The organism is Neobacillus mesonae, from assembly GCF_001636315.1.
GTDB lineage: Bacteria > Bacillota > Bacilli > Bacillales > Cytobacillaceae > Neobacillus > Neobacillus mesonae.
The window spans coordinates 814,647-829,789 of record NZ_KV440949.1; the positions used below are offsets into that span (position 1 = coordinate 814,647).

The following is a 15,143-nucleotide window of genomic DNA, read 5'->3' on the forward strand; positions in this document are numbered from 1 at the left end:
GAAGTAAACTATTTCAGTCAGTTTATTCTAAGAAATCCTTTAGACGTTTGCTGCGGCTAGGATGGCGCAGCTTCCGTAAAGCTTTTGCTTCGATTTGACGGATTCGCTCGCGGGTTACACCAAACACCTTGCCGACTTCTTCTAAAGTGCGAGTTCGGCCGTCATCAAGGCCAAAACGAAGACGAAGGACATTTTCCTCACGGTCAGTCAGCGTATCAAGAACATCTTCAAGCTGCTCTTTTAATAATTCGTAAGCGGCATGTTCAGATGGAGATGTTGCATCTTGGTCCTCAATGAAATCTCCAAGGTGCGAATCATCTTCTTCACCGATTGGTGTTTCTAATGATACTGGCTCCTGGGCGATTTTTAAAATTTCTCTTACCTTATCCGGCGTTAAATCCATATCCTCGGCGATTTCTTCCGGTGTTGGTTCACGCCCAAGATCTTGAAGTAATTGCCGCTGTACGCGGATCAGTTTATTAATCGTTTCTACCATGTGCACAGGTATACGGATTGTCCGTGCTTGGTCGGCAATTGCACGGGTAATCGCTTGACGAATCCACCATGTGGCATACGTACTAAATTTGAAACCTTTACGATAATCAAATTTTTCTACGGCTTTTATCAATCCCATATTTCCTTCTTGGATTAAATCAAGGAATAGCATACCACGCCCTACATAGCGTTTGGCGATACTGACAACCAATCGGAGGTTTGCTTCAGCGAGACGCCGCTTGGCTTCTTCATCCCCTTGTTCTATGCGGTGAGCCAAGTCGATTTCCTCTTCAGCAGACAGCAGGTCAACACGGCCAATTTCTTTTAAATACATACGAACCGGGTCATTGATCTTTACCCCTGGCGGCACACTAAGATCATTTAAATCAAATTCATCATCTTCCTTGGATAAATCCTTGATGCTTGGGTCTTCCTCTTCACTATCACCGACCAATTCAATTCCTTGGTCACCCAAATATTCGTAGAATTCATCCATTTGATGTGAATCTAATTCAAAATGCGCCATTTTTTCGGCAATATCATCGTAGGCAAGGACACCGACTTTCTTTCCTACCTCCGTTAATTGATGTTTCACCTGTTCTAAGGTCAATTCACTTTCGACCTCCTGTGACCGTGCTGATTTTTCAGCAGCCATAGGAAACCCTCCTTCCAGAATCAAAAACAATAAAATAATCTATAATGATTTTCGCAATTGAATAATCTCGCTAGCGATAACAGCAGCAGAGAGATAATCTTTTTGCCGCTCCGCCTCTTTTTGTTCTTCCTCTTTTTCCTTTATCTTTAACAATTTTTTGTAATTCAACACCTGTTTGATACAATCTGATAACTCCTGACCAGTTAATTCATCAGTAACGGATTGCATTTCAATATTTGCAACTATTCTTCTCAGATTGTCATCTTGAATATAGGTTAAAAATGCTGCGGAGTCAGGTTCCAAATGGTCTTCGTAAAATTCGATTAGATATGTTATTATTGCCTGATGTTCATCAATATTAAACATATTCCCCGCGAGCAGTTCCTGTACTTTATACGCTAAATCCCGATCTTTCAGCATGTGGGCAATCATATACCGTTCCGCGGTATAATAAGCAGGCTTTAACTCTTTTGCCGGTTTTACAACAATTACGGGCTTTTGCTGCTGCTCGCCCTGCACCTTCGCATTTCTTTTTTCAGCAAAATAAAACTGTTTTTGCTGCTCCTTCAATGCTTCTAATGAAAGGGAAAATTCAGCCGCCAGCTGCCTTAAATAATGATCTCTTTCCACAGCCAATGGCAATTTGCTGATTTCCTTAATTATTTCTTCGATATAGCTAAGCTTATCTCCTTCATTTTGCAGATTTTTTCCCCTGCGAAAATAAAGAAATTTAAAGCCCATCCACGTTAAGCTTGCTTCAATCACTTCGTGGCGGAATTTGTCCGGGCCATTGTTTTTAATGTATTCGTCAGGATCCTGCCCGTCCGGCATCACTGCCACTTTAATCTCAAAACCTGCATCCTGCAGGTGTCTTCCGGCACGATAAGCAGCTTCAATGCCGGCATTATCGGAATCATAGCAAATCACGATAGATTGAACGCTTTGACGTAATAATGCAATATGTTCATCCGTTAAGGATGTACCCATTGTCGCAATGCCGTTTTCTATCCCGGCTCGATCCGCTGCAATTACATCGGCAAAACCTTCAAATAAAACAGCGTACTGAAATTTTTTAATACTTGCCTTCGCTTGATGATAATTGTATAAAATTTTACTTTTATTAAAGATTGCTGTTTCGGGACTGTTTAAATATTTGGGGTCATCGCCCCCCAGTGATCTCCCGGAAAATGCAATCGTATTTCCATTTCGGTCAAATATCGGAAACATAATTCGATCCCTGAAACGATCAAAATATGTTCCATCTCTTTCGCGCCTGATAATTAGTCCAGCCTTTTCCATCCATTCGGGGGAAAAACTTCTTTTCGAAAGAAATTTTACTACAAAATCCCATGAGGCTAAGGAATAGCCGATTTGAAATTTATCAATCGATTCCTGGCTAAAACCTCTCCCATATAAATACTCCAATGCATGCTGTCCTTCTTTTGTATTTACCAGTAAATGGTGGTAAAATTTACGTAACAGCTCATGAGCATCTTTCATTGCCTGCAGTTCTTTAGGAACTTTTTTCTCTTTTTGCTGGTTATTTAAATTTATCTCCAGCACGATATTTCCTTTTGCTGCCAGTTTTATTGCAGCCTCTTGAAACGAGATTCCTTCAAGCTCCATTAAAAAAGAAAAAGCATTTCCTCCGGCACCGCAGCCAAAGCAATGGAAAATCTGTTTATCAGGTGATACCGAAAAAGATGGGGTACTTTCTCCATGGAAAGGACATAATCCGAAGTAATTTCGTCCCTGTTTTTTTAATTGCACATAATCGCTGATTACTTCGACAATATCAACAGCCTGACGAATTTCGTTTATTTTATCTTCGGCAATACGATCTGCCATGAAAAAACAACTCCAGTTTGCTATAGGTATTCAACATGAACAAATTAAATTCCTTCAAAATTCGACATTTTTTTGTTAATAACATTTGAATCTTAATCGGTCCGCAGCTTAAAAGGTTTTGGACCCTTTCCATAAACACCCTTTCCCAAACTCTCCTCAACATATTCCCAAATGATGTATGTACCCAGCTTTCTTTTGATGGTTATAGGAGGCAACAAAAATATTTTTGTGTTATATGCAGAAGTAATTTCGACAATTTCCGTTTCATCTGGGCAAGAATCTGCATCAATTTAAATTGTCGGAACTCCTGTTATATTTTTATTAATTCTACATCACTCCGCGTATTCCTTCTTAAACACCTTAATTTATCAAAGAAAACATTATGGAAATACGTTTTGATAATCATGCATACATTCGAATCATAAACGCGCCGATGATTATCTGAAAATAGAAAAAAAGAGTTTATGTCGAATTTTTTTAGGTATTGATAAGGTTCCATCACTTGACATCTCACAGTAAATAGTTTATTCGTTCACATGCAAGTCTAAACCTAAAAGATTCATTTTTATCACAATTTTTTATTATAGTATATTTATTATCATTTTGCCATAACTTTTTTTATCTTTAATACGAAATATTTTATTATAAAAGAGAAGTTTGGCCGCCGAATTTCGTACCATTCCAGCATAAAAGAACACATAATCAAAAGATTATGTGTCAAGCTTTCCCTTTATAAATATAATGTAAAATTACATTCGCCGTTTCTTCCACTGCTTTATTTGTTACATCAATAACAGGGCAGTTAATCTTTCCTACGATTTGTTCAAAAAAGTTCAGTTCTTCTTTAATCCGGTCTATATTAGCATAGCTCGCTTGATCATTTAAACCTAATGAAATTAACCGCTCTCTTCTAATATGATTTAGCTTTTCCGGACTGATTTTTAAACCAAAGCATTTTTCTTTCGGCACTTTATAAAGTTCTTCTGGAGGGTCGACCTCTGGAACAAGCGGGACATTGGCAACCTTTATACGTTTATGTGCAAGGTACTGGGATAAGGGAGTTTTAGATGTTCTCGATACCCCGATTAACACGATATCCGCTTTTAATATACCACGTGGATCCCTGCCATCATCATATTTTACAGCGAATTCAATTGCTTCAATTTTTTTGAAATAATCCTCATCTAGTTTTCTAACAAGCCCCGGTTCAAATAAAGGCGTTTTCCCAGAAAAGGCTTGAATCTCATCAATAATTGGACCAATAAGGTCAACCGTCACAATTCCTTCCTGTTTTGCCTGCTCCTTCATATATGTTCGCATTTCAGGCTTTACAAGAGTAAATGCAATCATCCCTTTATCCAGTAAGGCAAGAGACAATACTTCATCAATATGTTCCTTATCTTCTACATAAGGAAAACGTTTTAGAGTCATTCCTGAGCCATTAAACTGACTAATAGCGGCTTTCGTTACCAGCTCAGCCGTTTCCCCTACAGAGTCGGATACGACATAAATAATGGGCGAGTTCATTCCTTTCATCATCTCCTCTATGAGCCTTTCTTTTATTCTTCCCCTAATGCAACAAATGCCCTTGTAATATTCGTTTTCGTAATTCTTCCAATTACTTCAAACCCTTTGTCTGTTTTTTTGACCACCGGCAGGGCATCAATTTGTTTTTCTATTAGTTTTTTCGCTACATCAATTAATAGGTCATCTCGTTCACACATTGTAACATTTGGCATCCGGGTCATAATAATATGAACTGGAATGGATGTAAGGTCCTGCTTTCCAATGCTCGCGCGAAGCAGGTCCTTTCTAGATAAAACACCCACTAATTGTGTGCTTTGGTCTACAACGAATAATGTTCCTACATCCTCTAGAAACATAGTGCAAATTGCATCATAAACCGAGACATTTTCGTTAATGACAACCGGTATTGACTGGTATTCTTTGACGTAGATTTTCTGCAGATTTTCAGTTAATAATTGTGTGCCGGATTTTCCGGTGTAAAAGTAACCAACCCGCGGCCTGGCATCTAAATAACCAGCCATTGTTAATATTGCAAGATCGGGCCGAAGCGTGGCTCTTGTAAGATTTAATTGGTCTGCAATTTGTTCTCCTGTAATTGGTCCATTATCCTTAACAATTTGCAATATATGTTCTTGACGTTTTGTCAGTTCTATTGTAATCACCACCCATTATTTGACCATTGGCAGTTTTACTAAAAATATTAAAATCTAATTTTCTCCTCTAAGAAACGGACGAGATCGGTAATTGGCAATCGTGTTTGTTCCATTGTATCGCGGTCTCTGACCGTTACCATTTGGTCTTCGACAGAATCAAAATCATATGTGATACAGAATGGCGTACCGATTTCATCATGACGACGGTAACGTTTTCCGATGGAACCAGCCTCATCATAGTCAATATTAAAATGCTCAGCGAGAGTCGCAAATACCTCTTTTGCACCTTCTGATAGCTTTTTCGATAATGGTAATACAGCCGCCTTGAATGGTGCTATTGCAGGATGGAAGTGCATCACCGTTCTTGAAGTACCATCTTCCAGCTGTTCCTCATTATAAGCATCGATTAAAAATGCCAGTGTCACCCTGTCTGCACCAAGTGAAGGCTCGATACAATATGGGATATATCTATCATTAGTTTCTGGATCAATGTAGTTGAAATCCTCACCGGAATACTCCATATGCTGCTTCAAATCATAATTAGTTCTTGACGCAACGCCCCAAAGCTCTCCCCAGCCGAACGGGAATTTATATTCAAAGTCAGTTGTAGCATTGCTATAATGGGATAGTTCTTCATCTGAGTGATCGCGCAGTCTCAAGTTTTCTTGTTTTAAGCCTAATGACAGCAGCCATTTTTCGGCAAATTGCTTCCAGTAATTGAACCACTGCAGTTCTTCACCCGGCTTACAGAAAAACTCCAGCTCCATTTGTTCAAACTCTCTTGTGCGGAAGGTGAAATTACCTGGTGTAATCTCATTTCTAAAGCTCTTTCCAATTTGGGCAATACCAAAAGGCAGTTTCTTTCTCATTGTTCTTTGAACATTTTTAAAGTTTACGAAAATACCTTGAGCTGTTTCAGGACGAAGGAAAATTTCATTTGTGCTTGTTTCCGTTACCCCCTGAAATGTTTTAAACATTAAATTAAACTGGCGGATACCGGTAAAATCATGACTCCCGCAGTCTGGGCAGGCAATATTATGTTCTTTAATCAGTTCTTCCATTTTATCGAATGGCAGGCCGTCGACGACCATTTCCATTCCTTTTTCCTCCAGCGCATTTTCAATTAATTTATCTGCACGATGACGCGCTTTACAATTCTTACAGTCGATCATTGGATCGTTAAAGTTGCCAATGTGGCCGGATGCTTCCCATGTTCTTGGATTCATCAAGATGCTGGCATCTAAACCGACATTATATGGCGACTGCTGCACGAATTTCTTCCACCAAGCCCGCTTGATATTATTTTTAAATTCAACCCCTAACGGACCGTAATCCCAAGTGTTAGCGAGTCCGCCGTAAATTTCAGAGCCTGGGAAAATAAAGCCCCTATGTTTTGCGTGAGATACGATTTGCTCCATTGTTACAGTCATGTTCATTAGCTCCTTATTCTATTTTTCTCAATAAAAAAACTCCCGACTCTATGCCTTTAAAGCATAGGGACGAGAGTTTACCCGCGGTTCCACCCTATTTGCCGGCCAATGGCCAGCCTCTTTAAGATGTGTTCAATACACGTTTGCTCCAGAATGCCTTCCCTAGTGTTCTATACCCTAGCTCGCACCGCCCTAGGTTCGCTTTTATAGAAAACTTCTAAGTACTACTTTCCTTCACAGCAATTATTAATTTAATGAAAATATAACCAAAACAAGAACTATTGTCAACATATAGCTATAAAAGTTTTCGGAAATGGGCCATGGAATCAAGAAATTTCTTTGATTTTAAATGTAATCCGGAATATTCATCATAATAGGCATCAATCACTTTTTTGAGCTCCGCTTTGGTTGTTTCCTTAACGGAAATACTGCCTAAGCGTGATAAATCAAAATAATAAAACAGCCGCAATAATTTAACAGCCGCTGGTGATATTTTAATATGGTAGGGGTCTTGCTCCAAACAACGGTGGCAGATAAAACCGCCCTCGCGGATTGAAAAAGAAAAATGTCCGTCTGAACTTCCACAAACGGAGCATTGATTCAATACGGGATATTGCCCTAATACATTGAGCATTTTCATCTCATAAATATTCATAAGAATATCCGGATCATAGCCTTCATTCATTAGATGTAACGTTTGATATAACAGCTCAAAATGAAATGGATTTGGTTTCTTCTCCTCCGTACATTTATCAGTTAATTCAACAATAAAACTGGCATAAGCTGTCAAAAAAATGTCCTCAGCTATGGAACGAAAAGTAGTGATTATTTCCCCCTGCTGCAATCCGCTTAAGCCGGTTCCCTTTTGAACTAGAAAATAGCCGTACGTAAACAGCTGGGTTACGGAGGAAAGCCGGCTGTTCGGCTTTTTGGCTCCTCTTGCCATAACACCGACCTTCCCCCATTCCCTGGTATACAAAGTTACAATTTTATTTGTTTCACCATAATCTGTTGACCTAATAACGATGCCTTCACATTTCTGAAGCATAGTGTCACCTTCTAGAAACGTGCGGCCTGCTAGAAAGTAGGAAAATCAATTTGTGCTAGCTCTTCATTCGAATTACCGGGTATTTCTTGGTTTTCCTTCTCAAGTTCTTTAAAGAGAAGATATGTGTCAATATTACCTGTCTGGGTAAATACTTTCCACGTTAAATCCAACACGAAAACCCCACCTTTCAATTTTTAGACTAGCGTAAATTCAGGTCCTGCACCTTACAATTATCATAGCCTGCCGACGTTAAAATCATAAGACGAAAAATTTGTAAATGTTGTCCATGCATAATCTTAAATCTTAATAAATATTTTAATTAGGGTGGATTAGTTAGTACTCATCTTCGTTAAAGCCGTACTCCCGAAGCTGGGACATTTTATTGCGCCAATCCTTTTGTACCTTTACCCAAAGCTCTAAGAATACCTTTGTTCCCAGCAAATTTTCAATATCAACCCGGGCGCGCTTGCCGATTTCCTTCAACATACCGCCTTTTTTTCCAATAATGATTCCTTTTTGCGAATCACGTTCAACGATTACTGTTGCCATTACATGAATTAGGTCCTTGCCCTCTTGACGCTCTATTTTATCAATCATTACAGCGAGTGAATGGGGAATTTCCTCCCTTGTTAAATGCAGGGCTTTTTCGCGAATCAGCTCCGCAATTATAAACCGCTCCGGATGATCGGTCACCTGGTCCGCAGGGTAATATTGCGGTCCTTCTGGCAAATATAATTTAATTTGCGAAAGCAGGCGCTCAACATTATTTCCTTCTAATGCAGAGATTGGAACTATTTCTTTAAATGAATATTTTTCTTTATATGATTCAATAATGGATAGCAATTCATCCGGATGAATTTTGTCAATTTTATTAATTACAAGAAAGATTGGTGTTTTCACCGTTTGGAATTTTTCTATTATGAATTCTTCACCACGTCCAAATCCTTCTTCGGCATTTACCATGAAAAGAACCAAATCGACTTCTTTTAGTGTGTTCTGGGCTACCTTCATCATGAAGTCGCCCAATTTATGTTTAGGTTTATGAATACCTGGTGTATCAATAAAAATCATCTGTGAATCTTCAAGTGTTAGAACACCTTGAACTTTATTTCGGGTTGTCTGCGGTTTATCGCTCATGATTGCAATCTTTTGACCGATTACCTGATTCAAAAAGGTCGACTTCCCGACATTCGGCCGGCCAATAATTGAAATAAACCCTGATTTATACGTGTTATTATCAGTTACATTAGTTTGCATGTAAATCCTCCGCTGTAAATGCACCGGGCAATAAATCTTCAACTGTTAGTTCTAAAATATCCCCTTTAAGGTTTGTAAGAACCACTTTCATATCTCGAGGACATAATTCCGCTATTACTTGGCGGCAGGCACCGCAAGGCGAACAAGGGCGGTCCGTATCGGCAACGACTGCAAGCATTTGAAAATCACGATCGCCCTCTGAAACCGCTTTAAAAATGGCAGTTCGCTCTCCACAATTACACATGCTATAGGCAGCATTCTCGATATTACAGCCATGGTAAATTTTGCCGTCTGTTGTTAAAAGAGCTGCACCAACTGCAAACTTTGAATAAGGAACATATGCTTTTTCTCTTGCTTTTTTTGCTTCCACAATTAACTGCTCGATTGTCACTAGTCTTCTTCCCTTCCAGCAATAAGCTTGCTGTTACTTTATTTTACATTAAAATCAGATTGAAATCATTATTTGTAGCAAAAAAGTAATAAAGAAATTAGAATTTTCACAAAAGTCTAATTTAATTTAAGAATCGGTTGCAATAATATTACCTATTTTTACAGCCGATTTCAATCAACCCCAGCTAAAAAGCCTTAAAATATGAGGTGAAAAAATGACAGCCCCAACCAAAATGGAAAGAATGGCAAAGACCAATACTGCCCCCGCAGCTAGATCCTTTGCCTGTTTTGCCAAGAGATGATACTCGGGGCTTACTAGGTCCACAACCCTTTCAATCGCGCTATTGATCATCTCCAAGGAAAACATACCGCCAATGGCAAATAGAATGAACAGCCACTCCATTTTAGTAATTGAAAAATAAAAAGAAATCAGGATTACCAAAACGGAGCTTAACAGATGAATCCGCATGTTCCGTTCCTGCTTTACGGCGGTTACCATTCCAGTTATCGCAAATGAAAAAGAATGTAAAAGTGAATGGGATGTATGCTTATCTTTTAAGTCCATATTCATTCAAAATTTCCTTTTGCAGCGTGAACATTTCTTTTTCATCGGCCTCAGTCATATGGTCATAGCCTAAAAGATGAAGGAAGCCATGAACCGCTAAGAACCCCAGCTCTCTTTCAAAAGCGTGGCCATATTCCTCCGCCTGTTCCCTTGCTTTCTGCACCGAAATGATGATATCCCCCAAAACGCGAGGCAGATCAGCACCAACTAATTCCACTTCACCTTCCCCAAGTTCCTCCATCGCAAATGAAATGACATCTGTAGGAGCATCTTTATCACGGTATTCCCGATTAATTTCTTGAATTTTTTGATTGGAAACATACGTAACAGAAAGCTCACTATGGTCCTCAATCTTTTGTTTCTGTGCCGCAAAATTAAGCAGCCGCTCAATTTCAAGCATTTGCTGCTCTGTCAATTCTTGTGTCTCATCCATGCTGTCAATTAATAAAGTCATGCTTCCTTCACCTTCTTAGTCATTTCTGGATACTCAATCCTAGAGTGAAAAATCCCTTTTAATGTTTCACATAATGTATGGGTGACGATTTCAATTTCTTTTAATGTTAAATCACACTCATTTAGCTGACCATCCGCAAGGCGATCAGCAACAATTTTTCGCACCAATGATTCAATTAATTCAGGAGTCGGCTTTGATAATGAACGGACTGCTGCTTCAACACTATCTGCAATGCCTACAACTGCAGACTCTTTGGACTGTGCCCTGGGACCAGGGTAGCGAAAAGTCTCTTCCTTTGTCTCCTGATTCTCCTGCATTGCCTTATGGTAAAAGAATTTTAACAGGGTTGTCCCATGATGCTGTTCTGCAATCTCAACAATTTCCTTTGGCATATGGTGCTTTTTTAAAATCTGAGAACCGTCTATTACGTGTGCAATGATAATATTAGCACTTTTTTCAGGCGGCAGCCGGTCATGAGGATTATCACCGTGCATTTGATTTTCAATAAAAAAGTTTGGCCGGCGTGTTTTACCAATATCATGATAATAACTTCCCACACGTGCCAGAAGTCCATTAGCCCCAATGGCTTCGCAAGCGGATTCTGATAAATTAGCCACCATTACACTATGATGATATGTACCAGGTGCTTCCATTAAAATCTTTCGTAAAAGCGGGTGATTTGGATTCGACAGTTCAATTAATCTAATAGTGGAAAGGATCCCAAAGCTGGCCTCTAGAAACGGCAATAGACCGATGGTTAATACGGCAGAACCTATTCCTGAGGCGAGGGCTGTTATAAAATAATAGCCAAATTCAAGACCAGAAAACTGCCCGTTCGGCAAGAACACAATCGCGATAATGGTTAAAAGATTGACCAGGGCCGAAAAAGTCCCAGCTTGTAAAATCTTCAACCGCTGATTTTGATTGCTGAGGAATAGGATAGCAGCCAACGCGCTAAAGAGAATATACAACCCTTCAGCAAAATTCAGAGAACCGGCAACCCCTTCATTAAATAATATACTTCCACATACCGCCAAGACAAGCGACATAAGAATGGCAAGCTTTTCGTCGATTAAAATCTTAATTAGCATACCGCCCATTGCAGCCGGGAACAAATAGCCAATCCAAGAATAATTAAACCCCTGCAGCATGCTGATAATCTTCATGATAAATATTAAAAGTACAAAAATGATCCCAAACAACAATAAATCGGTTTGCTTCTTTTCAGGATGTGATTTTGATTGATAAAAATAATAATAAATCCCCGACAAAATAATTAAAATTAACGCTATTAAACCTATAAACGGTCTAAAAGACTTTTCGTTTTGCAAAAGACCGACAAGTTTCAGCTGACGGTAAATCTCTTGATTAATCAATTTCCCTTCCTCAACTATAATCTGTCCCTGAAGAATTTTGACAGGCTCCACACTTTCAGCTGCCTGACGGCGTAATTCTTCCGTTGCGCCGGGGTCATAAAATTCATTTTGAATGACGGCATATCTTCCAAGATTGATCGAGGCAAGCCTTAAATTATCATTTAACGTGGTATATTTTAGTTCTTCTTCCACTTGCTTTTTGGCATTCTCCACTTCATCAGCGGAAATTCTTTTGGTCATGACATTATTAATCGCTGTTACCGTTAAATCCTTGGCAATTGATAATTCCTCGTTACTTGCTTGAACCAAAGCGGAAAAAACCTGGTTTGATAAATCCTTGTTAACGGTTGAGGTTAGTTTTCCTTTTAACCTTTCAATTTTATCCGTAATAGTTGGCTCTTTCATTTCTTCGTCAGTCTGCTTATCCATTTCGTCCTTTACTTCATCATTTACCTCAGCAGCAGTATCAAAGATAGAGGTAATTAAATCGACGCGATTTTGGGTGTATTCCTTCTTTACGGCATAAACATCCTGAACTTGGTCACGCGCTTCTTTCCGTTTCATTTCTGTACTTTTCTTGTCTTCGACCGTTCCCGGAGAGCGAATCGTTTTTTCTGCAATTGAAAACAGGCTTAAATTTAATTTCTCCGGTTTTACATTGCTATACATAGCAGTGAATAAGAGAACCCCCAGTATTAGAAAAAAGAGCACCCGAAAAAACGTAATATCTAGAAGTTTTCGTATCCGTATGAAGTGTTGCTGCAGCATATCCAACTATATCCCTCCAACCACGGCCTCTTAACATTCATTACTCTATGTAAAATGATAACAGTTTTTTGCAGAAGTTTCACCTTCTTATGAAATAAAAAAGAGATCCCTGTCCAGCAGGAACCTCCTTTTGGTTCGTCCATCATTAAGTTGTGCTGTCAGCTTCCCCATAAGCTTGAATAATTCTCGCCACCAAGGGATGTCGGACAACATCGCTTTGTTCCAGAAAAACAAAGGAGATACCATTTACATTCTGCAAAATTTCCTCTGCTTCCACTAATCCTGATTTAGCCCCTTTTGGGAGATCAATTTGAGTTTGGTCACCGGTAATGACCATTTTGGAGCTGAAGCCGAGACGGGTTAAGAACATTTTCATTTGCTTATTGGTCGTATTTTGCGCCTCGTCTAAAATAACAAAGGCATCATCCAATGTACGCCCTCTCATATAAGCGAGCGGTGCAATTTCAATCGTACCACGTTCAATCAGCCGCTGTGTATGCTCAGCTCCCAATACATCATGAAGGGCATCATATAACGGCCTTAAATATGGGTCCACCTTTTCTTTTAAATCCCCTGGCAGAAACCCTAAACTTTCCCCCGCTTCAACAGCCGGTCTTGTTAAAATAATTTTATTCACCTGACCATTTTTCAGCGCGTTTACGGCCATGACGACCGCCAGATAGGTTTTACCCGTTCCAGCTGGTCCAATCCCAAATACTAGGTCTTTGCTCTTGATTGCCATTACATATTGTCGCTGGCCAAGCGTCTTGATTCGAATTGTTTTCCCTTTAACGTTTTTGCCAATTTCTTCGTCATACAAATTTACAAAATAATCAAGTGTCCCCTTTTGCGCCATTTGAATCGCATAAAGAACGTCTCTCCCGCTGATGGTAATCCCTTTCCGAATCACATACACTAATTTATCTAGAATCTGTCCGGCCATTATGACCTTTTCTTCGTCCCCGGACAAACTGACAGATTCTCCGCGTGTGACGATGGAAACATCGAGCTCCTGCTCAATCAGTTTGATATTTTGATCAGAATTACCTAACAAAGAAATTGCCTCTGCCGGATTTTCAAGCTGTACATTAATAGTCGTTAACTTTTCTGTCATTCATGAATCTCCTTGGTAATCGGCTGCCCGACTGCAATGTTTTCGATAACTTTAAAATGGATATCTAGTATAACCTTACCACTTTTTATCTTCTTGTGTAAAATTTTTTCCTCTTTAAAAATAGCATCGTCATCTACTTTCTTTTTTATGTCATTTCGTGCCATCTCGATTGCTTTTTCCTCTGCCTCTTTTTCTGTATAAGTTCGGATGTATTTTTCACGCTCACGGATGGTTTTGTCTACATAAGAAATCGGTAATTCCCATTTTAGAAAGTGAAGTTTATGGATAGTCTTTTCCGTTTTATAGTCTTTAAATTCAGGTTTTCCAAAACCCCAGACAGGAATTTCAAAACTCCCAAGTAAAAGTGAATATTTCCTCTTCTCCTTCCCATTATAAACATTAAAAGCAGACTTAATTGGCAGTTCCACATGGCCCATATACCAAATTTCCCCCCAAACATCCCCTTTCGCTGCTACAAGCTGCGGTTCCTCCCCTTCTTGTCCAATTACACCAGACACAAGCAGCTGTCCCTTCGCAACATAGTCATTCTTGTCAACCATTTTTTGACCATCATCAATATCCATCCTAACGATAACCGCCTTCTTTTTTGCAACAAGATTCCTTGGGGAGAGCTTTTCTGGCTGCTTCGGTTCATTTTTCTCCACGACCTGCAGATGGTAGGTTGTCCCCTTTAACTCCACACCAACCCACGTAATTTCACCAATATTATTGGTAAGCTGCCGTTGAATCCCTTCCGCGTTGTCAACAAAAAATTGAAACTTGCCAATTTTAACTCCTATCTTGTCCAATTCTTGACGGATTTGATATTCCGTTGCCGGCTTTGCCCCTTTTATATCAATTCCCCAAATAACATTTGATAAAAGAAACACAATTAGAAGGAACATCGCTGCCCCAATCAAGAAGCCGCTGTTTTTTAACATACGCTTTATTAAAAACGGTGCACCGCTTCTTCCCAAAAAGGAAATGCGGCAGCCGCTTTTTCTCGCTAAATGTCTTAATGACAAAGCATCCTGTAATTTTATTTTAAAGGTGATAGTATCGGTTCCATGCCTTTTAACATTCCAAATATGAATTCCATTGCGCATGAGGGTGTTTAACAATCGCTCGATGCCTTTACCTGTAACCTTTACAGTAACCCTGCCAAATAAAAAAACGATCCACTGGTTCTTCATTTTGTTCCTCCCGGATTTTCATTTATATAGATTACCTGATCAATTTTTCCTTCCAGTAAGATTTCTTCAGGTAAAATTGTTTTAATCACAAAGGATTTCCCTTTAATCAATAATTGCCCCTGCTTTAACAACAGTCGGAGTTCTTTGTCGGTAAAAGCCAGTAAGCCGCGATGATTTTCAATATATATGTGAATTTGTCCAATCATTGTGATTCGGGGTAAATCCATCATGACATCTTGAGGAAGATCCATGTTTTTTGTTATCCAGCTGCGAACCCGCCCGACCCATGTTTTTGCCATAAAAAAAAGAACCCCCTTTCATCTCATGTTTATGAAATGACGCGGGGTTCTAGCACATCTTTTTCCATTTG

15 protein-coding genes and 1 other annotated feature are annotated in these 15,143 nt (G+C 39.3%); all 15 genes read right to left on the reverse strand.

From position 1 onward, the window contains the following. Positions 1-22: 22 nt before the first annotated feature. Positions 23-1,150: an RNA polymerase sigma factor RpoD gene (gene rpoD / locus A6749_RS04140; RefSeq protein ID WP_066385578.1), complete on the reverse strand. Its 1,128-nt coding sequence runs from the start codon at positions 1,148-1,150 to the stop codon at positions 23-25. Between the two features lie 39 nt (positions 1,151-1,189). Then, the gene (gene dnaG, locus A6749_RS04145) at positions 1,190-2,998 is read right to left on the reverse strand and encodes a DNA primase (protein ID WP_066385580.1); all 1,809 of its coding nucleotides are present in this window, start codon (positions 2,996-2,998) and stop codon (positions 1,190-1,192) included. Between the two features lie 717 nt (positions 2,999-3,715). Beyond that, positions 3,716-4,525, reverse strand: coding sequence for a pyruvate, water dikinase regulatory protein (locus A6749_RS04150; RefSeq protein WP_066385585.1), 810 nt, complete (start codon positions 4,523-4,525; stop codon positions 3,716-3,718). A gap of 32 nt (positions 4,526-4,557) precedes the next feature. Further along, positions 4,558-5,190: a helix-turn-helix transcriptional regulator gene (locus tag A6749_RS04155; RefSeq protein ID WP_066385587.1), complete on the reverse strand. Its 633-nt coding sequence runs from the start codon at positions 5,188-5,190 to the stop codon at positions 4,558-4,560. Between the two features lie 35 nt (positions 5,191-5,225). Beyond that, entirely contained in the window at positions 5,226-6,608 is a 1,383-nt protein-coding gene (locus A6749_RS04160; RefSeq protein WP_066385589.1) for a glycine--tRNA ligase, read from the reverse strand. 62 nt (positions 6,609-6,670) lie between these two features. Continuing rightward, positions 6,671-6,855: a binding site (T-box leader), on the reverse strand. Positions 6,856-6,903: 48 nt separating this feature from the next. Next, positions 6,904-7,656 (reverse strand): DNA repair protein RecO, encoded by a 753-nt coding sequence (gene recO / locus A6749_RS04165; protein ID WP_066385596.1) that lies wholly within the window; start codon positions 7,654-7,656, stop codon positions 6,904-6,906. A gap of 29 nt (positions 7,657-7,685) precedes the next feature. After that, on the reverse strand, positions 7,686-7,829 hold the full coding sequence (locus tag A6749_RS04170; protein ID WP_066385598.1) for a YqzL family protein: 144 nt from the start codon (positions 7,827-7,829) through the stop codon (positions 7,686-7,688). Positions 7,830-7,989: 160 nt separating this feature from the next. Further along, positions 7,990-8,913, reverse strand: coding sequence for a GTPase Era (era, locus tag A6749_RS04175; protein WP_066385600.1), 924 nt, complete (start codon positions 8,911-8,913; stop codon positions 7,990-7,992). After that, positions 8,903-9,304, reverse strand: a complete 402-nt coding sequence (locus tag A6749_RS04180) for a cytidine deaminase (RefSeq protein WP_066385602.1) — start codon at positions 9,302-9,304, stop codon at positions 8,903-8,905. Before A6749_RS04180 ends, era begins: the two co-directional genes overlap by 11 nt. Before the next feature lie 174 nt (positions 9,305-9,478). After that, a complete protein-coding gene (locus tag A6749_RS04185) occupies positions 9,479-9,874 on the reverse strand; it encodes a diacylglycerol kinase family protein (RefSeq protein WP_066385603.1) in 396 nt (131 codons plus the stop codon). After that, positions 9,852-10,322, reverse strand: a complete 471-nt coding sequence (gene ybeY, locus A6749_RS04190; protein ID WP_066385604.1) for an rRNA maturation RNase YbeY — start codon at positions 10,320-10,322, stop codon at positions 9,852-9,854. Before ybeY ends, A6749_RS04185 begins: the two co-directional genes overlap by 23 nt. Beyond that, positions 10,319-12,466, reverse strand: coding sequence for an HD family phosphohydrolase (locus tag A6749_RS04195; RefSeq protein WP_066400782.1), 2,148 nt, complete (start codon positions 12,464-12,466; stop codon positions 10,319-10,321). Before A6749_RS04195 ends, ybeY begins: the two co-directional genes overlap by 4 nt. A gap of 145 nt (positions 12,467-12,611) precedes the next feature. Continuing rightward, a complete protein-coding gene (locus tag A6749_RS04200; protein ID WP_066385607.1) occupies positions 12,612-13,580 on the reverse strand; it encodes a PhoH family protein in 969 nt (322 codons plus the stop codon). Further along, complete coding sequence (gene yqfD, locus A6749_RS04205) at positions 13,577-14,773, reverse strand: sporulation protein YqfD (RefSeq protein ID WP_066385609.1); 1,197 nt, start codon at positions 14,771-14,773, stop codon at positions 13,577-13,579. The genes A6749_RS04200 and yqfD overlap by 4 nt, the downstream gene beginning before the upstream one ends. Beyond that, positions 14,770-15,072 carry a sporulation protein YqfC gene (gene yqfC / locus A6749_RS04210; RefSeq protein WP_066385611.1) on the reverse strand — a complete coding sequence of 101 codons (303 nt, stop codon included), beginning with the start codon at positions 15,070-15,072 and terminating at the stop codon, positions 14,770-14,772. Before yqfC ends, yqfD begins: the two co-directional genes overlap by 4 nt. Positions 15,073-15,143 lie beyond the last annotated feature (71 nt).

What these genes read in the sequence shown, in the direction of transcription:
- rpoD (WP_066385578.1), bottom strand. Translation starts at nt 1,150, where the DNA reads ATGGCTGCTGAAAAATCAGCACGGTCACAGGAGGTCGAAAGTGAATTG.
- dnaG (WP_066385580.1), bottom strand. Translation starts at nt 2,998, where the DNA reads ATGGCAGATCGTATTGCCGAAGATAAAATAAACGAAATTCGTCAGGCT.
- A6749_RS04150 (WP_066385585.1), bottom strand. Translation starts at nt 4,525, where the DNA reads ATGAACTCGCCCATTATTTATGTCGTATCCGACTCTGTAGGGGAAACG.
- A6749_RS04160 (WP_066385589.1), bottom strand. Translation starts at nt 6,608, where the DNA reads ATGACTGTAACAATGGAGCAAATCGTATCTCACGCAAAACATAGGGGC.
- recO (WP_066385596.1), bottom strand. Translation starts at nt 7,656, where the DNA reads ATGCTTCAGAAATGTGAAGGCATCGTTATTAGGTCAACAGATTATGGT.
- era (WP_066385600.1), bottom strand. Translation starts at nt 8,913, where the DNA reads ATGCAAACTAATGTAACTGATAATAACACGTATAAATCAGGGTTTATT.
- A6749_RS04185 (WP_066385603.1), bottom strand. Translation starts at nt 9,874, where the DNA reads ATGAATATGGACTTAAAAGATAAGCATACATCCCATTCACTTTTACAT.
- ybeY (WP_066385604.1), bottom strand. Translation starts at nt 10,322, where the DNA reads ATGACTTTATTAATTGACAGCATGGATGAGACACAAGAATTGACAGAG.
- A6749_RS04195 (WP_066400782.1), bottom strand. Translation starts at nt 12,466, where the DNA reads ATGCTGCAGCAACACTTCATACGGATACGAAAACTTCTAGATATTACG.
- A6749_RS04200 (WP_066385607.1), bottom strand. Translation starts at nt 13,580, where the DNA reads ATGACAGAAAAGTTAACGACTATTAATGTACAGCTTGAAAATCCGGCA.
- yqfD (WP_066385609.1), bottom strand. Translation starts at nt 14,773, where the DNA reads ATGAAGAACCAGTGGATCGTTTTTTTATTTGGCAGGGTTACTGTAAAG.
- yqfC (WP_066385611.1), bottom strand. Translation starts at nt 15,072, where the DNA reads ATGGCAAAAACATGGGTCGGGCGGGTTCGCAGCTGGATAACAAAAAAC.